Source organism: Virgibacillus ainsalahensis (genome assembly GCF_055380755.1).
Genome location: NZ_AP043943.1, coordinates 2,070,862 through 2,093,152 on the forward strand (window position 1 = coordinate 2,070,862; position 22,291 = coordinate 2,093,152).

Genomic DNA, 22,291 nt, shown 5'->3' on the forward strand with positions numbered 1-22,291 from the left:
ATCCCTACTTTCCGACCGCTAATAATTCGGCGGCTTTTTGGACAACTTCTTTTACCACTATATGCAGGGGAAAAACAAATTATTTTCCGTCTATTTTTTGTTGTGATGAATAAAATTAGTATAAATGGACAATCAAGGAGGAATTTTTATGCAAAAAAATCAATTCATTGCTTTGTTGTATGGTTGGATTGCAGTATTAGGTCTTATTCTGATTTCAAGTATTATTCTTGCATTATTGCTGCAGTTTACAAATTTCAACGAACCGACACTAACTTGGGTTACATTGGTTATTGGATTAATAGCATTATTTCTCGGTGGAACGGTTGCGGGCGTGAAAGGGAAAAAGAAAGGTTGGATCATTGGTGGCGTTACAGGGGTAGGGTTTACTCTCTTCACTTTCCTGGTACAGTATTTAGGGTACCAGCAAGGGTTTTCTCTGGAACAGGCCGTCCATCATTTCGGATTTGTCATCGCTGCACTAATCGGTGGTGTTATAGGTGTGAATATCGCAGGTCCAGCTAAAGAATAAAAAAACAACATAAAAAAGAGGACAATACGATGTGTACTGTCCTCTTTTTATATCAAATAAAGCATTTAAAATTCTTCAGTAGAAACTTTATTAGAAAACTTGGCTTTTGCCAATTCTTGCGGCAAAAAAATTAGCCCGCACTTATGCAGTACTAACTGCTAAAAATTCAACTTGTCCACCTTTGACGGTCTGGAAAACGTTGTACTTATGTATACAACATACATAAAATTATAATCTGCTTATTGAATAAAAAACAGTCAGATTGTATAGTGCCTTTGCATCGAAGATTTATTTATTGCTTGACTTCACGGATTGCGGAGCGGTCATATGTCAATTTTGTACCATCACCAGCAGTAATTACAATTGTACCCTCATCAATTGCATGGATGACACCATGAAATCCGCCAATCGTTATAACTGAATCACCTTTTTGCAATTCATTTTGCATTTGTCTCACTTGCTTTTGTCGTTTTTGCTGTGGACGTATTAACAAGAAGTAAAAAATCACAAACATTAAAATAATCGGTGATAATGAAATTAGCATTTCCATTTTCGTCGTTACCCCCTTTCAAGTTATCCTTTAAAAGTTCTTTGGATTTGGATCATTAAGACCATATTGTTCAAAGAATTCTTTTTTAAAGTCTCCAAGTCGATCTTTGCTTATTGCAATTCGCACCTGCTCCATTAATTTTAACAGAAAATGTAGGTTATGATAAGTAGTAAGTCTGAACCCAAATGTTTCGTTACATTTTATTAGATGACGGATGTATGCACGGGTATAATTTTTGCATACATGACAGTCACAATTTTCGTCAATTGGACTGAAATCCCGCTTATATTTTGCGTTTCTTACAACTAGTCTGCCGTTAGATGTCATACAAGTCCCATTACGGGCTATTCTCGTCGGCAACACGCAGTCAAACATATCAACTCCTCGCATGGCTCCATCAATTAGTGCATCCGGTGAGCCTACTCCCATGAGATAGCGTGGTTTATTTGGCGGTAGTAACGGTGTGGTATGCTCCAGCATTCGATTCATTATGTCTTTTGGCTCACCTACAGAAAGTCCTCCGATAGCATAGCCGGGGAAATCCAAAGATACCAGATCATTTGCGCTCATCGTACGTAAGTCTTCATATTCACCTCCCTGGATAATACCGAATAAACCTTGGCTCCCTGTTTGTTCATGTGCATAAAGACATCTTTCTGCCCAGCGTGATGTTCTTTCTACTGAAGACTTCATATAATCATATGACGCAGGGTATGGTGGACATTCATCAAAAGCCATCATGATATCCGATCCAAGTGCATTTTGAATGCTCATAGCTTTTTCGGGAGACAGAAACATTTTCTCTCCGCTTATATGATTACGAAAATGAACACCTTCTTCCTTTATTTCACGCATATCACTTAAACTGAATACCTGAAACCCGCCCGAGTCGGTCAGGATGGCGCCATCCCAATTCATAAATTTATGCAGCCCACCTGCTTCCTGTATAATATCCTCACCCGGACGCAACCAGAGATGATAGGTATTGGAAAGAATAATTCGGGCGTCCATATCCGTTAAATCTTCAGGACTCATTGTTTTCACAGTCGCTAGTGTCCCTACAGGCATAAATGTTGGGGTGTCAAATGAACCATGCGGTGTATGAACCCTCCCAAGCCTTGCACCTGTTTGTTTACATGTTTTAATAAATTCATATGTTATAGCAGTCATTATATTCGTCCCTTATTATAAAATTAACATCGCATCTCCAAAACTGAAAAAACGGTAACGTTCATTTACAGCTTCCTTATATGCTTGTAAGATAGTTTCTCTATCTGTTAAAGCACTGACAAGCATTATTAACGTCGATTTTGGTAAATGAAAGTTGGTTATTAAACCATCAATTGCATTAAATTCATATGGTGGATAGATGAATATATCTGTCCATCCACTTGACTCAACAAATTCCCCGTTATTATCACGTGTGATCGTCTCAAGTGTTCTTGTTGAGGTCGTCCCAACAGAAATAATTCTTCCATTATTCTCTTTTACGCTTGTCAATGTTTCCGCCGTCTCTTTTGACATATGATAAAATTCAGCATGCATTTGATGATCATCAATATTATCTACGCTGACTGGCCGGAAGGTACCCAATCCCACATGTAATGTAATAAAAGCAATGGTAACCCCCATTTCCTTTATTTCATCCAGCAGTTCATCGGTAAAATGTAAACCTGCAGTTGGAGCAGCCGCCGATCCTTCCTCACGGGCAAAAACCGTCTGATATCTTTCCTTATTCGGCAATTGCTCTTTTATATATGGCGGCAAAGGCATTTCTCCAAGCTCATCGAGTATTTCGTAAAAAATTCCATCATAGGTGAATTCCAAAATTCTTCCACCATGATCCTTTGTTGCTGTACAGATTGCGCGCAGTTTACCTTCGCCAAAAACGAGTTCCGTACCTATTTTTACTTTCTTAGCCGGTTTAACCAAAACTTCCCAACTGTCTTCTTCTTTCTGATGGAGCAGTAATATTTCCACATTTGCCCCAGTATCTTTTTTAGCACCGTAGAGCCTTGCCGGGAGCACTCGGGTATCATTTAAAACGAGACAATCTCCTTTTTTCAAATACCTTTTAACATCTGTGAATTTTCTATGATTCACAGCACCAGTTTTACGATTCAGCATGAGTAATCGTGATGCAGCTCGGTCATACAGCGGTGTTTGGGCAATTAATTCCTCCGGCAAATCAAAATCAAAGTCTTCTATATTCATCTCAATCTCCTTACAAGGGCTGTTCAAAAAATCACCAAATTATTAACGATGATTCTCTTCGTCGGCAATATCTGTAACTTTTTAAACACCATTTATTCTAACTTAACGAAACCTGCCTATAATATAAAAAATAAGCGACAGGATAATACTGACCACAATCGAGGTCACGATTGGAAAATGAAAGGAAAAATTCCCCCGTTTAAAACTGATATCGCCAGGCAGTCTTCCGATAAACGTCCATATTAAACCAATCAACAAAAAGACAATGCCGATTATGATAAACAACTTACCCATATTCACACTTCATCATCTACTTTTCGCCCGAAATGATGGTATGCTTTCTGTGTAACGATTCTTCCTCTTGGTGTACGTTGGATAAAGCCGATTTGCAATAAATAAGGTTCATACACATCTTCTATCGTCTGGGATTCTTCTCCAATAGTTGCTGCAATTGTATCCAGTCCAACCGGTCCGCCTTGAAAACTTTCAATAATACTCTTCAGAAGCTTATGATCAACATGATCCAGACCTGCGTCATCGACTTGAAGCATCTCCAATGCAAGATCCGTTGTTTCCAGACTAATTTCTTTTTCTTTTTTGACTTGGGAGATGTCACGGATTCTTTTTAACAATCGATTCGCAATTCGTGGCGTCCCCCTTGACCTGCGGGCAACCTCAACTGCTGCATCTTTTGTAATCCTTGTTTCAAATATATCTGCAGTTCGTTCCACAATGGAACATAAGTCCCTTGTTTCGTAAAATTCGAGTCTGCTTAAAACCCCAAATCGATCCCTTAGTGGTGCAGATAGAAGACCTGCTCTTGTAGTCGCACCAACTAATGTAAACGGCGGCAAATCAATTCGAACAGATCTGGCACTTGGCCCTGTTCCGATCACAATATCGAGGAAAAAATCTTCCATCGCCGGATATAAGACTTCTTCCACGGCTCTTGGAAGTCTATGAACTTCATCAATAAAAAGTACGTCGCCAGGTTCAAGTGAGGAAAGGATTGCTGCAAGGTCCCCCGCTCTTTCGATAGCCGGTCCTGAAGTAGACCGAAACTGGACGCCCATTTCATTTGCGATAATAGCCGCCAGCGTCGTCTTTCCAAGGCCGGGCGGTCCATATAACAATACATGATCAAGCGCTTCCTCACGCATTTTTGCTGCCTGGATAAAAATACTCAAATTCTCTTTTATCTTTTGCTGACCTATATATTGCTTCAGGACGTGCGGCCGGAGGCTTAGCTCCATTGAAGATTCCTCATTCTGCAGTTCTCCTGTAACCATCCGTTCTTCCATTATTATTCCCCCCTTCCTATTTTTTAACTAGTAAAGCGAAACCTTTGCGGATAATTTCATCCGTACTGCCACCCTCCATTTTTTGCAATTCAGGAGTGATAGCTTTAATTTCTTTATCTGAATAACCAAGTGACTTTAATGCTGCCTGTGCTTCCTGTAATTCTTCTGTTGCTAGTGGTACACTGTTTGTGCCGGTAGCTGATTCGGTGGATATTGAGAGCATTGTAGTCAATTTTCCTTTCAAATCGAGAATGATCTGTCTGGCGGTCTTCTTACCAACACCAGGGAAACTTGTCAGAAATTTGTCATCTTCCCGCTCGATTGCAGAAACAAAACCATCCACATCAACCGCTCCTAAAATTGCCAACGCGCCCTTTGGACCAATCCCCGAGACTGATATGAGTTTTGTAAACAAATATTTTTCATCTTCATTTTTGAAACCGTACAAAACCTGTATATCTTCTCTAACATAATGATATGTATTGATTTGTATTTCGTTATTTAAAGCCGATTGAAATACAAAAGGGTTGGCACAAACAATCTCATAGCCGACACCCTGGACATCCACAATTACTGATTCATCTTTTATATATGTAAGACTACCCTTTATATATGCAATCATTCTACCTTCTCCTTTACATGCACTCCTTATTTTACCATAACCAAAGAACATGAACAAAAACTCAAGGTGTCTCACTCATCACCGGTAACATGCCATACTTCATTTTCTCTTTAAAAAACTTCTATTCCTCAATGAAATAGAAGCTTTTGATTACTCGTTTGATTCCTCTAAATTGTGATGAATATCCTGGACGTCTTCACTATCTTCCAGGGTATCTAGCAGATTTATCATCTTTTCCTCGTCTGCCTTAGACAAGGTGTTATAATTTTGCGGTATAAACGTAACTTCACTGTCTTCAATGGTATAACCGTTTTCGGTTAAATGATTGACGACTTCTTGAAAATTTTGGGGAGATGTGTAAATCTCAAATGCATCATCTTCTGTCACGATGTCATCCGCACCTGCCTCCAATACCTCGAGGGTAATTTCATCTTCGTCTACCTGATTGTTCTCATTAACGATTACAATATATCCTTTTCTATCAAACATAAATGATACACTGCCATTTTCCCCCAGATTACCATCATTTTTCTTAAATGCATGTCTAATTTCCGCAGCTGTGCGATTTTTATTATCTGTTAATACATTTACAATAACAGCAACGCCACCAGGGCCATACCCTTCATAGGTGATTTCTTCAAAACTTGCTCCATCAAGGGTCCCAGTTGCTTTCTGAATATTACGTTCGATATTGTCATTAGGCATGTTGTCTGCCTTGGCTTTATCTATTGCTGTTCTAAGTGAAGGGTTTGTTGAAGGATCTCCTCCCCCTTGCTTTGCTGCCACATATATCTCTTTTGCATGCCGCATAAAGATTTTACCTTTTTTTGCATCCTGTGCGTTCTTTCTTCTCTGTATATTTTTCCATTTAGAATGACCTGCCATCGGACATTCTCCTCTCTAGAAATTTACTTTCTTACTATATCAAAAACAGGAAAAAAATTAAAGGAAACCCTTCTGAAGAGGAGTACCCAGCCCTTTCATGCCAACTACTCACTAAATTTAGAAAACTTGGGTAAACGCCCAAGCTCCTATGGCGATAAAGTAAGATAGTTTTATACTTATCTTTTAAAAAAACCTTTGCAACAGCAAAGGTTTAATCCTCAATCTTTAAAAAATCATCCATTAATTTATTCATGTCATTTCCACTGTCACCACGCGTTTTAAGGTTTTTCATACGATCCCAGTATATTTCGTCTGAAAAAACGATAATTTGCTTATCCGTATTCGGAATAATTTCTTTTACCTCTTCCTGTATATTATTTGGTATATTGGGATCCGTATGCTCTTTCAACCGAAGTCCGATCATTATACGCTCGTCTGTGGAAGCTACCTGAGCTTGTATGATATCCTCGTGTTCCTTAAGCTTTCTGGAAATCGCTTCTGTTTCTTCAGTGGTGTAAGGGTCAGAATACCCTCCTTCAAAATCTGCCGAATTTGCTTTATCAATATCATTTGGATTCCCTTCCTGTTCCCCGGTTGTTCTATCACGTGTCCCCATACGCTCTTTTTTCTCATCTTCCGTTTCATAATGCATCGGTTGGGTGTCTACATCTTCATTGTTATTTTGTGTTTCATCCGTATTTGCACAACCGGTAATAACCAATAGCGAGAATAGAAAAAGTGTCATTTTACTTTTCAAATTAAAAACCTCCTTATACTTATTTTGTATAAGAGAGATTTTATTAGACCAGTGAAAATATGGAATTAACTGCGATGGAAACGTGGCAACTCCGTTCGTTTATGGGCAGTATTTTGATGTTTCGCTTTAATTATTTCTTTATCTTCTTCAGGTATTTCTTCGCCTGTAAGGTACGCATCAATTTTAGCATAACTTACACCTAATTCATCTTCGTCGGTCTGGTTCTCCCAAAGATCAGCACTTGGGACTTTATTCACAATATGATCAGGGACACCCAGGTATGCTGCCATTTCTCTTACTTCTGTTTTTGTAAATTCAACAAGTGGCTGGATATCAACTCCACCATCTCCATATTTTGTAAAGTATCCTGTGTACCATTCAGCAGCATTATCTGTTCCAACAACCAAATAGTTATAATTTGTTGCAAGTGTATAAAGTGTAGCCATACGTAATCTCGCGCGTAAGTTGGCACCTGCAAGTTGATCATTCGATTCATTGAATTCATTTTTTTCTTTTAACTGCTTTTGTATTTTTGAATACATGACATCATGTGTTTCGGTTAAATCGACGGTTATAGAGTCAATAGCACAACTTTCAATTACCCTGCTGGCATCATCAACGTTGGAAGAGCTTGTATGAATAGGCATCCCTACACCTAATGAATTGTCCGGAAATGCCCGCTTTATTAAGTGTGCCACTACCGCAGAATCCAACCCCCCACTTACGCCTACTACCAATCCATTTACTCTTGCATCTTTTACTCTTTTCTGTAGCCATGCCACAATTTCATTTACATGTTTCTCCATTTTTTATTTATCTCCCTTCTCAAAAAATATGTGTAATCAGATTTTAGCATTACTTGGATACTTTTTAAAAAAGTTTCGCCTATTTTATATTTCATCTTCAGTAATCAAAAGGAGCCTACAAGTACTATAACCTTAAATAACTATCCAAAACATCGATTATTTAAATTTTCCTCAATGAAAAATAAAAGAGACGATATTTACATTCGTCTCTTAGTCTGATTTTATTTAGTTTACGATTCATCTTTTGGTTCTTCTTGTTTACCTTGGAAAAAGTTAGGATATGCTGGTGGAACTGGATAAGGATGACTGTTCATTACTTCTCCATGCCCAAATTGTGGTGGATACATTTCATTGGGCTGACGGTTAAATGCTGGTTCTTGGTATGGATAACCATTTGTATTATTAACGGGGTAGGGTTGCATCTGGTGTTGTGGATAAGGCATATTTTGATTGCAGCCACAATCCTTATGAGAATGCATCGGAACGGGTCCTGCTGACATTGGTGGTCCGGGATGGAAATTAGGATTAAAAGGCTGTGGGTGTCCAAATCCTTCAGGTACATGACCCATTACTTGAAACGGTACGGGTGGGTAACAAGGATGTATGATATGACAACACATAGGGACCATAGGCATCGGTTCAGCTTGTGGCAATGGCTGTTCTTTCATTTTTGGTTGTTCAGGTGCAGGTTCTTTCGGCTTCTTATGCTCCTCTTTTTTCACTTCCGAAACTTGCGGAATTTCAGGTAAATTTATGGTTGTATAATTTTGAAATTCCTGTTCCATGATGGGTTGAATCGGCATTTGCGGCAATGGTTGCACTGGCATTTCAGGCTTAACGGCTTTTGGCTTTTCTTTGTCATCTTCTTCAAGAACCGGCATTGGTTTTGGGGACATATCCTTGTAGGGTTGCTTCACTTCTTTTTTTGGTGCCTCTTTGATTGGCATACTCTCCTTTTTTACCGTTTTAGATGAAGCGGGTATTTTTATTTTCATTCCAGGCATAATCATATCCGGACTGGATAAATGCGAGTTAAGTTCTTTAACTTGTTCAAAATCAACCCCATAACTTTTGGAGATTTCCCATAATGTATCACCTTTTTGAACGATGTGTATTTTCAAAATAAACCAAACTCCTCTCATTTCTGAATCTGGGCTAATCACTAATATCAACATATGCATGAAAATGAGAAAAGTTGATTTAATTTGTATAAAATATAAAAACCGTTTCTCACATTATGAGAGAAACGGTTTTATTTATATATTCATCTGGTATACCGGATATGTACCCAACATTGTGACATTACAGCCGAGTGCTTCCAGCTCTGCTTTTACTCCAGGAAAAAGCACTTCATCATACGGCTGATCCACATCAATAATAAAGAAGTAATTTCCCAGTCCGGTTTTCATTGGCCTGGATTCAATTTTTGAAAGATTCATTTTCCTCCAGGCAAATGCTGATAATACCTGATGCAATGCCCCGGCGCGGTCACTGGGCAATGTAATCAAAAGACTGGTTCTATTCGTTTGAACCGGGTGATTGACGGGTAATGGCTGGTTGTCTTTCGTCAAAACAACAAATCTCGTATGATTATTTGAAAAATCATGTATGTTTTCCGAAAGTATTCGTAAACCATACTCGCTTGCCGCAAGTTTATTCCCAATGGCTGCTATAGGTAATTCACTTTCGCTTACAAGCTCAGCAGCTCTCCCTGTGGAAGTAGTAAATTGCATTTTTGCATCATTTAAATGCTGATGGATGTATTGGTGACATTGAGCTATTGCATGACTGTGCGAATGTATTTCTTCAATATCCGACAACTTGCCGGAAAAGTCAGGGCGAACGAGTAAGTGTTGCTGAATTGGAACAACAATTTCTGCAATTACTGGCAATCTGACTTGATGAACCAAATAATCAACCGTTAAATGCACAGTTCCTTCTATCGCATTTTCCAAGGGTACGACACCAATATCTATTTTTTGCTCTGTAACTGCATCAATACACGCTGGTATTGTTTCGAAGCTTACTTTATTTTCTCCGTTAAATACAGTATCAACTGCTAATTTTGTAAATGTTCCCTTTGGTCCCAAATAACCTATTTTTTTCATCAAATTTCTTCTCTCCCTGGTTGCAATGTAATTTTTCTTTTTTATTCAATGAATTCAAATTCAAAGTCCAGTAAGCGAATTGTATCCCCATCTTTTGCTCCTCGATTTCGCAATTCCTGATCAACACCCATTCCCCTCAATTGCCTAGAAAAGCGCTGGACAGCCTCGTCTCTATTGAAATCAGTCATCTTGAATAATTTTTCAATTTTAATACCGGATAGAACATAAGCACCGTCCGGATCTCGGGAAATGCTGAATGGAGCCTCTTCTTTTTGATATCGATAAACAACTTTTTCTTCGGTTTCTTCTATTTCGGATTTTATTTTAGGGATACTTTCCAGTGCATCTGCGATTGCAAATAAAATATCGCGTAAGCCTTCTTTGGTAAGCGCAGATATTTGATATATTTGTACGTCTCTGTCTAATTCCTCTTTAAATAGCTCCAGATTTTCTTCTGCCCCGGGCATATCCATTTTATTTGCTGCAATGATTTGAGGCCTCTCCATTATTTTTGCGTCATATTCCTTCAATTCCTGATTGATTTTCAAATAATCATCATATGGATCTCTACCTTCTGTACTTGCCATATCAATAACATGAACGATTACTCTTGTTCGTTCGACATGGCGAAGGAATTGATAACCCAATCCTACCCCTTCATGTGCACCTTCAATTAAACCCGGTAAATCTGCCATAACAAAACTACGCTGGTCATTCGTATCTACAACACCAAGGTTTGGAGCCAATGTAGTAAAATGATAGTCGGCAATTTTGGGTTTTGCTGCACTTACAACGGATAAGAATGTGGATTTTCCTACACTTGGAAAACCTACAAGCCCAACATCTGCAAGTAATTTTAATTCTACCTTAATATTCCGTTCCTTGCCTGGTTCACCATTCTCAGCAAAATCCGGTGCTGGGTTCCTCGGAGTTGCAAATCGTGAATTTCCGCGTCCTCCCCTTCCACCTTTGGCAATGACAGCTTCCTGTTCATGAACGGTTAGATCTGCGATTACTTCATTTGTTTCTTCATCGATTACTGTTGTACCAGGAGGAACAGGAACTACTAGTGGAGCAGCATTTTTCCCGTGCTGGTTCTTGCTCATCCCATTTTCTCCAGGTTTACCTTTAAAATGACGGTTATAACGAAAATCCATTAATGTGTTTAAACCTTCATCAACTTTAAAAATGACATCCGAGCCATCCCCGCCGTCTCCACCGGCAGGTCCACCCCTAGGCACATATTTTTCCCGGCGGTATGCAACAAGTCCATTACCTCCATTACCGGCTTTCACATATACACTGACCTGATCTACAAACATAAGTGCTCACCTCATATACTGCATGGTATTAACAATTTATAGTTTATACCATTTGTTGTTTTCTTCACATGTACTCTGTTATTTTGCTGTAATCTTTCCATATTTATGATTACAGGTTTTTCCGAATCGATAAAAATACTCACCTCTATCTCGTAAGAATTCATCGTATTTTGAATCTCTAAGTTTACTTCATACACTTCGGTTTCGTCTGAAGCTTCCATGAAAGATTCCAACACCCATTTACAGTTTTCAATCAAATGTTCATCTGCAGCATGCAAGTTTTTATTTTCAGCATGTATTTTATAGGTCATACGTAAGTTCGGATATAAATGATTAAATTGAATCAACCATAATATAAATTTGGGAGCATTCAGACTCATTAACTTACGCTCTTCATTATAGTATGCCAGATTTTCTTTAATTTTGGACCCTACTTTATCCGTCTTTCCCATGCTTAAATAACCCTGCACCACTTGAAAAGTATTCATTAAATCGTGTCGGTAACGCTGAAGAAGCGTCAGCACATCATTCTCATTCATGTTTCTCCCCCCGTTAATATGAAAATTATAGCAGATAAAGGAAGAAACTTCATGCTGTCTCGAAAATTTGTTTATTTATTAAGCTCTTTATCCAAACTTTGTTGCTTTTTAATCCTCATAGCAGGGAATAACATCAACCTTCATTTCAAGTAGCACTTTATAATTTTTGTGTCAACAACAAGCTTTTAGGGACAAAAACAGCCATTTAAAAAGAAAAGCTTCAACCAATAATTGGCTGAAGCTTTATATTTATTAATTATTATGCCTCTTGTGCAACTGGATAAACACTTACTTTTTTGCGGTCACGACCATAGCGCTCAAATTTAACAATGCCATCGGCTTTTGCAAAAAGTGTATCATCTCCACCACGTCCTACGTTTTCACCTGGGTAAACTTTAGTTCCGCGCTGACGATATAGAATCGATCCACCAGTTACAAACTGACCATCCGCACGCTTTGAACCAAGGCGTTTGGATTCGGAATCACGGCCGTTTTTCGTACTACCTGCACCTTTTTTCTGTGCGAAAAATTGCAAATCTAGACGTAACATTATCTGCACCTCCTTACTTTGTTTGTATCTGAATAAACTGACTATATTCGACTTCCATCGTTTTTAATGAAATAAGCATACCTTCAAATAGAAGCTGAACTTTTTCCATTTCTTCATGGTCTGACGAATCAGGTAATGCAACGTGGAGATAACCACCTGCACTCCCCTGCTCAATTTCAAGCTCTGCTTCACATAATTCCATCACTGCATTCACTGCACCAATAGATACAGCTGACACTCCTGCACACACTAAATCATAGCCATATGGTCCACTATCAGCATGGCCGGATAACTCAAACTCTTTAATTTGATTATTTGATCGATATACAGTTACATGAATCATGATTAGGTATCCTTAAAGACTGATTTTGTCGATTACTAATTTTGTATAAGGCTGACGATGGCCTTGTTTGCGATGATAGTTTTTTCTGCGTTTGTATTTATAAACAACAACCTTTTTCTGACGGCCTTGTTTTTCAACCTTAGCAGTTACAGTTGCACCTTCAACATATGGTGCACCTACTTTAACATCATCTCCGCCTACGAAAAGTACTTTATCAAAAGTTACAGATTCATTCGCATCTGAAGCAACTTTTTCCACATAGATTTCCTGGCCTTCTTCGACTTTAATTTGTTTCCCGCCTGTTTCAATAATTGCGTACATATCTTGCACCTCCTTAACTAACTCAGACTCGCCATCAAGGTAATCTCCATGAGATTTTATAACCTATTCTGTGCGGTTGTAGCACTGGTGCTACGATGAATAACGTATTGATATTATCATGTTTAGTAAAGGGTTGTCAAGCATAGACCTAGGAAAATCCCCCTACATAAAGTCGCTGACAACTTCACCAATTGATTTATCATAAAGTTTATCATGAAAATAACTTCGCAGGCAATCATTTTCATCGACGGACTTTCTCTCATTATCTGGAAAAGTTATATAAATTGAATGCTTTTTATCACGCCTAAAAGCAGCAAAAACTTCCATAAATGTGCTTTGTGCAGATACTGTTATTGGGTGTACCGCTTTTACAGGTGAGTTTCCTTCATAACGTTTCAGTAAAAACCGGATAAACACGTAATACCGCTTCTTCCATTCTGATCTATTTTCCATAAACAGAAAGATCATAATAAAAAACACACTCAGGTTAAACGGAAAAAATAAAAATTGTATGGATAGCAGTAGCAGACTTGAAATCATTGAGAAAATTATAGTGGAATAATAAGCTTTCTTATATGGCATTATAGAAGAAAACATTAATAATAGCAGCTTACCACCATCAAGTGGCCATATCGGCAACAAATTGAACACTAAAATTACTGTATTATAATAAAATATTAACTCCAAAACAGAAGCGGGAGCTAACTCAGCAGCTGACAAAAAAAATAAGATAATAAATATAATGACATGCTGAAATGGGCCAGCAATGGTAACAAGAGCTTCCTCACGGATTGGTTTATTTCCATGCTCATCTGTTTCCATCACCCCACCGAAGACCCAGAGCATAATACTTTTAATCCGCCAACCGAACAGCCTTGCCATGATATAGTGACCAATTTCATGGAAAAGTACGATTGCCAAAATAATAGACAGCTGCATAAATGTACCTGTTAGAAAAGAAATGACAAGGAAAATCATCAATATAGGATGGATATGGATTTTTGGTAAATAATTATGGAGTATCGTCAACTTGTATCACCTGAACCGGATCGATATAATCACTATTTTTTTCTATTGCAAAAAATACCGTGTCATTTTCCATTGTCGGTGTGAATTGGCCAATTGTCTGGCTGCTTGTTACGAATTGATAAAGATGCACATTAACATCACTTAAGAATCCATATGTCGTTACACTCCCATCGGGATGCTGCAGGACGACGGTTTGATCTGTTTCTCTATCATTCCCTGCAAAAATAACCACCCCGTCATGTAATGCAGTCACATCTGCTTTTTCTCCTGGTGCAATCATGAGCCCTTTGCCATTCGTCTGAAAGGATTCCTTTATACTGCCTGATACCGGTAGAACCGATTGTTCCCCACCAACTTCGGTTGAACCCTGATTTGGAGTAAATGCTAACGGAGTCCCAAATGTTTCCTGGTACCATAGATTAACTTTGGCAAAAGGGAACTCTTCTGTTAATGCATTACTTGTCCATTCCCTCGGCTTTTGAAGTATTGCTGTATCCGCTTGAGTCAATAAGGCTACACCGAAGAAAAGCATCACAGATAAAATGCCTTTCAGTATAAACCCGGAGGGAAAATTGCCTTTATTATTTCCTGATAAGGTGTGTTCAGAAAAGCTGGCATAATAACCATGTTTTTCTTCCTCCTGGGGGAACTCCGGCCATATCTGCTTTTTGGGCCCATCCTTTACAGATAGACCACGAGTTCTTTTTCGTTTTTCAATTGAATGACGAACTTTTTTAACCCCTTTGTTCATTATCCTCACTATCCTTCACATCCATTTGTACAAGTCTATGTCACAAACAGTTTGGATATGTTAGAAAACTTGGCATTCGCTATACGTTAGGCGAATTGCCAAAACCAGCACTTATGAAGTAAGAAGGTTTTATACTCTTGTATGAAAACAGCTGTTATTAGAACGGGGAAAATTATTCAGAACCACTACCAACCAAGATGATACCTTTTTCCGGTTGGCTCTTTTCGTAAAATTTTGTTGCTCATTAACGCCGCAATTGATATAAATGACGACGTAACTTAACAGTGACTTCCTCTCATCCTTTACAAAATGGGTGCTATTCCAGCGCTGCTAAAAAAAACACTCGCTTTCCACGGGGAACGCTTCAGCCTCGGGCCAACACGATGTTGGTCACATAGGCGTTGCCCCAGGACGGGGCGTTCTTAGCCTATGTTCTTTAATTCGCTCGCTGCGGGGTCTTTAGACTGTTCCTTTTCCCGTAGGAGTCTCGCATTTTTTAAGCAGCTTAGAATAGCTCTCTGTATAAGAGAGAAAACGTCCATGAAACATAAATTCCATGAGCTTTATCCTTTCTATAATCAGAACACCACTCCAAGCGTATAGGAGACAATCTTTTCGTTAAATCAGCTGTTTTCATTATAGATAGTGGCAGCATGCTGATTTCTTCACTGCAAATAAAAAAGATGCAATGAAACTTTCAATGTTCATTACATCTGTTCATCACATCCTATATTCATTATTTTCAATATTAATTACGCACGCCTACCAAAAAATTTCTTCATTTTCTGGAACATACTTTTTTTATCTTCCAACGATTGCAGAGGAACTGTTTCTCCTAATATTCTCCTGGCAATATTCCGATAAGCAATGGATGCTTTTGAGTCTGATCTTAAGGCTATTGGAGAACCATTATTGGATGCTTTAATCACTTGATCATCATCAATCACAATTCCAATAAGGTCAACGGAAAGAACTTGAACAATTTCATCCACTTCAAGCATATCGCCATTTTGCATCATATGGTTGCGAATGCGGTTAATTACCAAACTTGGTGGTTCCATCTCCTCTTGCTCCAATAGACCAATAATGCGATCTGCATCTCTTACACTGGATTTCTCAGGTGTTGTTACAATTATGGCTCTATCTGCTCCAGTTATCGCATTTTGAAAACCTTGTTCAATACCTGCCGGGCAGTCAATAATAATATAATCGAACTCCTGTTTCAATTCACTAATAATGTTTTGCATGCCTTCTGTTGTTAGGGCAGATTTATCGCTCGTTTGCGCAGCTGGGAGCAAGGAAAGATAATCAAACCGTTTATCTTTAATAATTGCTTGTTTTAATTTGCAACGTTCCTGAATTACATCAACAATGTCATAAATAATACGGTTTTCCAGGCCCATCACAACATCCAGATTTCTTAAACCAATATCTGTATCTATTAAACAGACTTTTTTCTCCTTTAGTGCCAAAGCTGTACCAATATTAGCTGTAGTTGTTGTTTTACCAACTCCACCTTTACCGGAAGTGATGACTATTGCTTCGCCCATTTTGTATTCTCCTTTCCACCCCGCTTAATTCTTTTATGTGAAAGAATCTGGAGCCGATCAATAACAATCTTATCCTGTTTTTCATCGATAAGACCACATTCCATATACACACCATCAGATTCATAATCTGGAGCGCGACTTATATAATCTGCAATTCGAAGTTGGCTCGGCTTCATAAATGATGCAGCTATGAAAGCATTGCTATCCCCATTTTCTCCTGCATGTGCGATTCCCTTTAAACTGCCCATAATGTATATATTTCCTGTTGATACTACTTTTCCACCTGGATTAACATCACCTATCAGTAAGAGGTCCCCTGTTACTTTCAGAACCTGTCCCGATCTGACAATTCGGTTAACAGCTTTTATTTCACTATCTTCTTTCCAACGAAGGGCATCTGTTCGTGGAATAACATCTGCTTCAAAGGAATCAATGGTAAATCTGCTTTCATCACTAATTATAGCTTTAATTTCTTCTTTTTGTTCTTCATTCAAATAGCGATTACCCGTTCTGATTTTCACAGTTACAACTGGTTCGTCTTTTTTTGGACGACTGACGTTTATTTTATTTTTAAGTTCATGGATAGCATCGGCAAATGTACAATCATCATCAATAAATAGTGAAAGGCCATCTCTTGTACCCTTGATTGTAATTAATTGCTTCTTGTCATGCACGATAAGTCACCTCATTAAAAAATACCTGAAAATCCCTTATATTGACTTCCTGCCAGACAGCTGCATTTCACTCCATCCGACAATCCGTTTCACTATTATTGGATATAAAATCAGTAAAAATAATAGATTAGCTAACATAGTTGGTAAGAGTCGATACATCATATAATCTTTCCACAATATATCTGAAACTCCTACAACCGTATAAATAATATTAATGAAAATATCAGCCAAAACAATACCTGCAACACCTAATAAAATCGCTACAAAAATATTGCCATGAAACATTCTTCTGAGCCCATGAATAATATAAACAACTAACGCATAGGAGAACATATACACACCCAGTATACCTGTGTATACAACATCAATGAGCAATCCAAAGACCAATGCATAAAGTACAGAAAAATATGTAGCCTCCATATCATAGTAAATCGCAAGAAACACCAAAAAGATAAGTACCCAGTGTGGAACGAATATGAAATCCCCCATCACCAATCCAGATGGTAACAGTTCGAGAGCGACCCCTTCTAATAAAAGAAAAAGAAAGAGGATAAGAGGTAAATACAGGCGTTTCATTACTCTTCCTCCCCTTCACTGTCACTTACTTCTTCAAGGGAACGATCCACAACAATCACCTGGTTTAAATCGTACATATCGGCAGCAGGTTCAATTAACGCTGTGCGTGTAAGTCCGTACTGATCCGGAACAACTTCTTTTACCGTACCAATTTGCAGACCTGCCGGAAAGACGCCACCCATCCCTGAAGAAACAACTAATTCTTCTTCTTCCAAATCTTTATCCGATTCTTCAATAATCCTGAACAATAAAGAATTGGTCTCTTTATCAAATCCTTCAATCATTCCAAATATATCCTGACCTTCCTCACGAGAAATAGTAGCTGATATCCGGTTTAATTGGTCAAAGCCTGTAAGCAACTGAACAGTTGACGTTGACTTGGATGCAATCTGTACTTTTCCTATCATTCCTTCAGCGGTAATTACTGCCATATTTGAACGCACATCATCCTGCGTCCCTTTATTAATTGTAACTTGTTCAACCCAGCGCTCCGGAGATCGTGATATAACCGTCGCCTGAATCGGGTTGAAATCCCTAATCGACTCAGTAGCACCCAGGGTATCCCTTAATTCTTCATTTTCTTCTCTTAGTTCCTGTGCTTCATAAACTAAACTTCCGTATTCATCAATTTTTTCCTTTAAAATCTGGTTTTCATTGTACGTATTTCTTAAATCATCAACGTTTGAAACTATATCTGTAACAAAATTAACAGGGGTGTGAATGATATTTTGCACCCATCCGACTGAATCATTTATAAATTGTTCCGCGAATGTCAGATTATCTCTATCCCTTAAGGAAAAGCCAATTAATGCTACAAGAACAATAAACCCTATTAATAAAATAAACAATCGTCTTTTTCTTAAAAATGACATCAATACACCAACCTATTCGCTTGCAGGACGAGAGGATACATTCGGATGGGAACGGAAATGCTGAATGTATTCGATTGATTTTCCTGTTCCGATTGCGACACTGTCCAACGGATCTTCCGTTACAAAAACCGGCATTTTTGTTTCATCACTGATGATTTGGTCTAAATTTCTCAGAAGGGCACCACCACCGGATAATACGATACCACGATCTATAATATCTGCAGCAAGCTCAGGCGGTGTTCTTTCCAAGGTGTTTTTCACCCCTTCGACTATTGCATCAACTGTATCTTTTAAAGAAGCTGCTATCTCTTTCCCTGTAATCGTAATGGTTTTCGGTAATCCGCTTAATAAATCACGGCCTCGAATATCCATTTCTACATTTTCACTAACTTCTGTTGCGGAACCAACATCCATTTTAATAGATTCAGCCGATCGCTCACCAATCATTAAACTATATTGCTTACGAATATAGTTTATAATCGCCTCATCCATATCATCTCCAGCCTTGCGAATAGACTGAGTGGTAACAATGCCGCCTAATGAAATAACTGCCACTTCTGTTGTTCCGCCCCCAATATCAACAATCATGCTTCCTGTAGGCTCCCATACAGGAAGCCCAGCACCTATAGCAGCAGCAAATGGTTCTGCAATCGGAAAGGCTTCCTTTGCACCAGCCTGCTTGGTTGCATCAATAACCGCACGTTCTTCCACCATAGTAATCCCTGAGGGAACACAAATCATTACACTCGGTTTTTTAGCTAAAAAAGAACGGTTCTGCATTGCTTTTTTAATATAATATTTCATCATTGCTGCTGTCGTATCATAATCAGCGATTACTCCATCTTTCATTGGTCTTATGACAGAAATATTTCCCGGAGTTCTACCTATCATGTTTCGAGCTGAACTGCCTACCGCATCTATATTCCCTGTTTCAACATTTTTTGCAACTACAGAAGGCTCACGTACAACTACGCCTTTTCCTTTTAAAAATACAAGTGTGTTGGCAGTACCCAAATCGATCCCCAGATCCTGCGAAAAACTAAATCTTCCCAAAAAAATCTCCCTCTCCACATTACAGTTCGCTTGATTAAATGTAGCTTTACTATATCGATTAAATTTATGTGTTGCAATGGACTTCAACCACATATTCTCACATTTTTATACAAATATGTAAAATCCTACATACCCTGCAAACAATCTTAATAAGCGCCACTTTCAATAAAACATAGAAAATGGCGCCGGATTGTTCACTCCTCATTTAATTATACGGAAAAAACATCAAAATAGATAGTATTATACGCATCATATATCCAATTTTTTCGGGTTTTTCATCAATTCATCTAGAGACAAACCAATGGCTTATGGGGGATTCCAACCTAAATGTATTTTCGTGTGTTTTATGTTTTGGTGAGGTTTGTGTGAGATTTATAAAAATTATGTGTCACTAATTAATCAGTCATCATTTTATGCATACAACCAAAAAGATTAGTTATCCCAACCAGGCCACTCCAATAAAAGTCTATAATTTGTTTTGTGAGGTCATCTACGGAAGCGAAATAATTTTTAAAATCCTCGTTCATCGCGTTTCGCACTGTCAAAAGATTAACAAAAATTAAAGTTGCCAAGCGAGGTTGCTGAGTGGAATCTCTTTTCTGTCCATTCTTGATTAATTAACTGTCTAGTATATATAATTATGAAGGGCTTTATTAAAATAGTTTTTGTGAGAGAGGAATGAAATAGTGAAGAATTTTTTGGAAAGATGGGGACGGCTTGTGGCTAATCCGAAGACACGGTGGCTGACTATATTTATATGGATATTGCTGATTGGTGTTCTATCGTTTATATGGCCACAAGTGAATGATGAGGAAACGACAGATCAGCAGTTGTTGCCTGACGATATGATGTCCGTCGAAGCTACTGAAATTGCTGATCGGGAATTTGCTGATGATTCGGGAACTCCGTTACTTCTAGTCTGGCAACGGGATGATGGTTTGGAAGATGAAGATTATGAAATGATTCAAGGGATCTATCAAGATCTTAGTAATGAGCCATTGGATGAACAAGCATTTATTCCGGCATTTCAAGATGCACCCATCGATGTGTTAAAGGGAAGTGCATCGGAGGATGGGGAAGCATTAACAACTCCAATTTTCTTTGATAGTGGAACAACTACCGATGAGTATGAAATGATTTTAGAAGATTTACGTGTTCTAATTGAAAATCAGGCTGGTGAAGAAATCACGCAAAAGGAATTAGATGATGCTGGATTGCATGTACGTTTCTCTGGTCCTGTTGGAATTCAGACAGATACGGTTTCCTTATTCAGTAATGCGGACTTTACATTATTAATAGCTACAGTTGTCCTTGTATTTGGTTTACTTATTATTTTGTACCGCTCCCCGATTCTTGCACTCGTACCATTAGTAGCGGTTGGAATTGCATACGGAACCATTAGTCCTTTACTTGGTTTTTTAGCGGATAAAGGTTGGGTTGTAGTCGATGCACAGGCCATTTCTATTATGACGGTTCTTTTATTTGGAGCTGGGACGGATTATTGTTTATTCTTAATTTCGCGTTACCGTGGCGAGCTTCGTGAGGAAAGAGATAAGTATGTAGCGTTAAAACGTGCTATCAGTGGTGTCGGTGGGGCGATAATGATGAGTTCCACATCGACTATGATTGGTTTGTTGTCACTTAGTCTAGCATTCTACGCTTCTTATAATCGTTTTGCGATCCCGTTTAGTTTGTCGATTTTCATCATGGGAATCGCTGCGTTGACTGTTCTTCCTGCTATTTTAGCATTGCTTGGACGTTTTGCCTTTATTCCATTTGTACCACGTCCGGAAGAAATGACGCAGGAATTGGAAGAGAAAAAAGGCAAAAAGATACGCCGGCCAAAAGAAAATAATAAATTTGGTAAGAAAATAGGTAAGCTTGTAACCGAAAGACCATGGACAGTAATCATAATTACATTAGTGATCCTCGGAGGTTTAGCCGCTTTTGTGCCAAAAATTCAATACACATATGCATTGCTCGATTCATTCCCAGAAGATATGCCATCACGGGAAGGATTTACAATTATTTCAGAGCATTACCCACCAGGAGAAATTGCACCGATTGAAGTAATCATAGATAGCAATGGAGAAAGTATTGATTTGAAAGAAGAATTGGAAGGCCACCCATATGTGGAGATTGTATCTGACCTGGCAGAAGGAACAGACAACAGGGAAATAAAGAAATGGGAAGTAACGCTTTCCATCGACCCATATTCTACAGAAGCAGTAGAAAGTATTCCTGAATTTAAAGCGATGGCAACAGAGGCATTGCAAGATGCGAATGTAGATAATGCAGAAGATAACGTATGGTTAGGTGGAGAAACAGCAGGTTTATACGACACCGATCAAGTAACAAGTCGAGATCAATCGATTATTATACCTGTGTTACTGCTAATAATTGCGATTTTGCTCTTTATTTTCCTGCGCTCTTTCGTAGCGATGTTGTATCTATTGTTTACGGTTATCGTTTCGTACGCATCTGCACTCGGATTAGGTTGGATTGTTCTGCATTACTTCTTTGACGTATCTGCAATTCAGGGAACGATTCCGCTCTATTCCTTTGTCTTTCTCGTTGCACTTGGAATTGATTATAATATCTTCCTCGTGTCCAACTTATGGTATAATCGCGAAATAATGCCTCTAAAAGAAGCTATTGCGAAGAGTGTAGCAGTAACTGGCGGTGTCATTAGTTCTGCGGGTCTAATTTTAGCGGGAACATTCGCTGTTTTAGCTGTGCTGCCGCTTGAAGTACTTGTGCATTTTGGTACGATTACAGCGATTGGTATTTTGCTGGATACATTTATTGTCAGACCATTACTTGTGCCAGCAATCACCACTGTACTTGGTAGATTTTCATTCTGGCCAGGTAAGCTTTGGAAACTCAAAAATGATGAAAGCTTGTACAAGGTTCGTTCTAAAGAAAAATAGGTGGTGCTT

The 22,291-nt window shown here is 38.5% G+C and carries 25 protein-coding genes and 1 other annotated feature; of the genes, 2 read left to right on the forward strand and 23 right to left on the reverse strand.

The genetic code is table 11. From position 1 onward, the window contains the following. Nucleotides 1–148: 148 nt before the first annotated feature. A complete protein-coding gene (locus tag ACZ427_RS10105; protein WP_461177516.1) occupies nt 149–529 on the forward strand; it encodes a TIGR04086 family membrane protein in 381 nt (126 codons plus the stop codon). 292 nt (nt 530–821) lie between these two features. Here the strand turns inward: ACZ427_RS10105 and yajC are convergent, their stop codons facing one another. The 23 genes from yajC to ACZ427_RS10220 form a co-directional block, all read right to left on the reverse strand. Beyond that, nucleotides 822–1,079 (reverse strand): preprotein translocase subunit YajC, encoded by a 258-nt coding sequence (gene yajC / locus ACZ427_RS10110; protein ID WP_461177515.1) that lies wholly within the window; start codon nt 1,077–1,079, stop codon nt 822–824. 30 nt (nt 1,080–1,109) lie between these two features. After that, a complete protein-coding gene (tgt, locus tag ACZ427_RS10115; RefSeq protein WP_461177514.1) occupies nt 1,110–2,249 on the reverse strand; it encodes a tRNA guanosine(34) transglycosylase Tgt in 1,140 nt (379 codons plus the stop codon). A 15-nt stretch (nt 2,250–2,264) separates the two neighbouring features. After that, complete coding sequence (gene queA / locus ACZ427_RS10120) at nt 2,265–3,293, reverse strand: tRNA preQ1(34) S-adenosylmethionine ribosyltransferase-isomerase QueA (protein WP_461177513.1); 1,029 nt, start codon at nt 3,291–3,293, stop codon at nt 2,265–2,267. A gap of 102 nt (nt 3,294–3,395) precedes the next feature. Then, nucleotides 3,396–3,587, reverse strand: a complete 192-nt coding sequence (locus ACZ427_RS10125; RefSeq protein ID WP_461177512.1) for a DUF2905 domain-containing protein — start codon at nt 3,585–3,587, stop codon at nt 3,396–3,398. A 2-nt stretch (nt 3,588–3,589) separates the two neighbouring features. Further along, nucleotides 3,590–4,594: a Holliday junction branch migration DNA helicase RuvB gene (ruvB, locus tag ACZ427_RS10130; RefSeq protein ID WP_461177511.1), complete on the reverse strand. Its 1,005-nt coding sequence runs from the start codon at nt 4,592–4,594 to the stop codon at nt 3,590–3,592. A 16-nt stretch (nt 4,595–4,610) separates the two neighbouring features. Continuing rightward, complete coding sequence (gene ruvA, locus ACZ427_RS10135; RefSeq protein ID WP_461177510.1) at nt 4,611–5,216, reverse strand: Holliday junction branch migration protein RuvA; 606 nt, start codon at nt 5,214–5,216, stop codon at nt 4,611–4,613. A 150-nt stretch (nt 5,217–5,366) separates the two neighbouring features. Next, the gene (locus ACZ427_RS10140; RefSeq protein WP_461177509.1) at nt 5,367–6,101 is read right to left on the reverse strand and encodes a YebC/PmpR family DNA-binding transcriptional regulator; all 735 of its coding nucleotides are present in this window, start codon (nt 6,099–6,101) and stop codon (nt 5,367–5,369) included. 211 nt (nt 6,102–6,312) lie between these two features. Then, nucleotides 6,313–6,858: a YhcN/YlaJ family sporulation lipoprotein gene (locus tag ACZ427_RS10145; RefSeq protein ID WP_461177508.1), complete on the reverse strand. Its 546-nt coding sequence runs from the start codon at nt 6,856–6,858 to the stop codon at nt 6,313–6,315. A 65-nt stretch (nt 6,859–6,923) separates the two neighbouring features. Further along, nucleotides 6,924–7,664 (reverse strand): NAD(+) synthase, encoded by a 741-nt coding sequence (gene nadE / locus ACZ427_RS10150; protein WP_461177507.1) that lies wholly within the window; start codon nt 7,662–7,664, stop codon nt 6,924–6,926. A 230-nt stretch (nt 7,665–7,894) separates the two neighbouring features. Beyond that, nucleotides 7,895–8,785 (reverse strand): SafA/ExsA family spore coat assembly protein, encoded by an 891-nt coding sequence (gene safA / locus ACZ427_RS10155; RefSeq protein ID WP_461177506.1) that lies wholly within the window; start codon nt 8,783–8,785, stop codon nt 7,895–7,897. 135 nt (nt 8,786–8,920) lie between these two features. Continuing rightward, nucleotides 8,921–9,772 carry a prephenate dehydratase gene (gene pheA / locus ACZ427_RS10160; RefSeq protein WP_461177862.1) on the reverse strand — a complete coding sequence of 284 codons (852 nt, stop codon included), beginning with the start codon at nt 9,770–9,772 and terminating at the stop codon, nt 8,921–8,923. 41 nt (nt 9,773–9,813) lie between these two features. Continuing rightward, nucleotides 9,814–11,094 carry a GTPase ObgE gene (gene obgE / locus ACZ427_RS10165; protein WP_461177505.1) on the reverse strand — a complete coding sequence of 427 codons (1,281 nt, stop codon included), beginning with the start codon at nt 11,092–11,094 and terminating at the stop codon, nt 9,814–9,816. Nucleotides 11,095–11,105: 11 nt separating this feature from the next. Further along, entirely contained in the window at nt 11,106–11,633 is a 528-nt protein-coding gene (locus ACZ427_RS10170; RefSeq protein ID WP_461177504.1) for a Spo0B domain-containing protein, read from the reverse strand. A gap of 259 nt (nt 11,634–11,892) precedes the next feature. Further along, entirely contained in the window at nt 11,893–12,183 is a 291-nt protein-coding gene (rpmA, locus tag ACZ427_RS10175; protein WP_461177503.1) for a 50S ribosomal protein L27, read from the reverse strand. A 13-nt stretch (nt 12,184–12,196) separates the two neighbouring features. Continuing rightward, nucleotides 12,197–12,526: a ribosomal-processing cysteine protease Prp gene (locus ACZ427_RS10180; protein WP_461177502.1), complete on the reverse strand. Its 330-nt coding sequence runs from the start codon at nt 12,524–12,526 to the stop codon at nt 12,197–12,199. 12 nt (nt 12,527–12,538) lie between these two features. Next, nucleotides 12,539–12,847: a 50S ribosomal protein L21 gene (rplU, locus tag ACZ427_RS10185; protein WP_461177501.1), complete on the reverse strand. Its 309-nt coding sequence runs from the start codon at nt 12,845–12,847 to the stop codon at nt 12,539–12,541. A 14-nt stretch (nt 12,848–12,861) separates the two neighbouring features. After that, nucleotides 12,862–12,935 (reverse strand) — a sequence feature (ribosomal protein L21 leader region). Between the two features lie 74 nt (nt 12,936–13,009). Next, nucleotides 13,010–13,876: a M50 family metallopeptidase gene (locus ACZ427_RS10190; RefSeq protein ID WP_461177500.1), complete on the reverse strand. Its 867-nt coding sequence runs from the start codon at nt 13,874–13,876 to the stop codon at nt 13,010–13,012. Beyond that, nucleotides 13,860–14,627: a peptidoglycan DD-metalloendopeptidase family protein gene (locus ACZ427_RS10195; protein ID WP_461177499.1), complete on the reverse strand. Its 768-nt coding sequence runs from the start codon at nt 14,625–14,627 to the stop codon at nt 13,860–13,862. Before ACZ427_RS10195 ends, ACZ427_RS10190 begins: the two co-directional genes overlap by 17 nt. 752 nt (nt 14,628–15,379) lie before the next feature. Then, nucleotides 15,380–16,177: a septum site-determining protein MinD gene (minD, locus tag ACZ427_RS10200; RefSeq protein WP_461177498.1), complete on the reverse strand. Its 798-nt coding sequence runs from the start codon at nt 16,175–16,177 to the stop codon at nt 15,380–15,382. Further along, complete coding sequence (gene minC, locus ACZ427_RS10205) at nt 16,162–16,851, reverse strand: septum site-determining protein MinC (RefSeq protein WP_461177497.1); 690 nt, start codon at nt 16,849–16,851, stop codon at nt 16,162–16,164. Before minC ends, minD begins: the two co-directional genes overlap by 16 nt. A gap of 36 nt (nt 16,852–16,887) precedes the next feature. Then, nucleotides 16,888–17,427, reverse strand: coding sequence for a rod shape-determining protein MreD (gene mreD, locus ACZ427_RS10210; RefSeq protein ID WP_461177496.1), 540 nt, complete (start codon nt 17,425–17,427; stop codon nt 16,888–16,890). Next, entirely contained in the window at nt 17,427–18,299 is an 873-nt protein-coding gene (gene mreC / locus ACZ427_RS10215) for a rod shape-determining protein MreC (RefSeq protein WP_461177495.1), read from the reverse strand. Before mreC ends, mreD begins: the two co-directional genes overlap by 1 nt. 12 nt (nt 18,300–18,311) lie before the next feature. Beyond that, the gene (locus tag ACZ427_RS10220; RefSeq protein ID WP_461177494.1) at nt 18,312–19,352 is read right to left on the reverse strand and encodes a rod shape-determining protein; all 1,041 of its coding nucleotides are present in this window, start codon (nt 19,350–19,352) and stop codon (nt 18,312–18,314) included. A 683-nt stretch (nt 19,353–20,035) separates the two neighbouring features. Here ACZ427_RS10220 and ACZ427_RS10225 point away from each other — a divergent pair. Continuing rightward, nucleotides 20,036–22,282 (forward strand): MMPL family transporter, encoded by a 2,247-nt coding sequence (locus tag ACZ427_RS10225; RefSeq protein ID WP_461177861.1) that lies wholly within the window; start codon nt 20,036–20,038, stop codon nt 22,280–22,282. Nucleotides 22,283–22,291 lie beyond the last annotated feature (9 nt).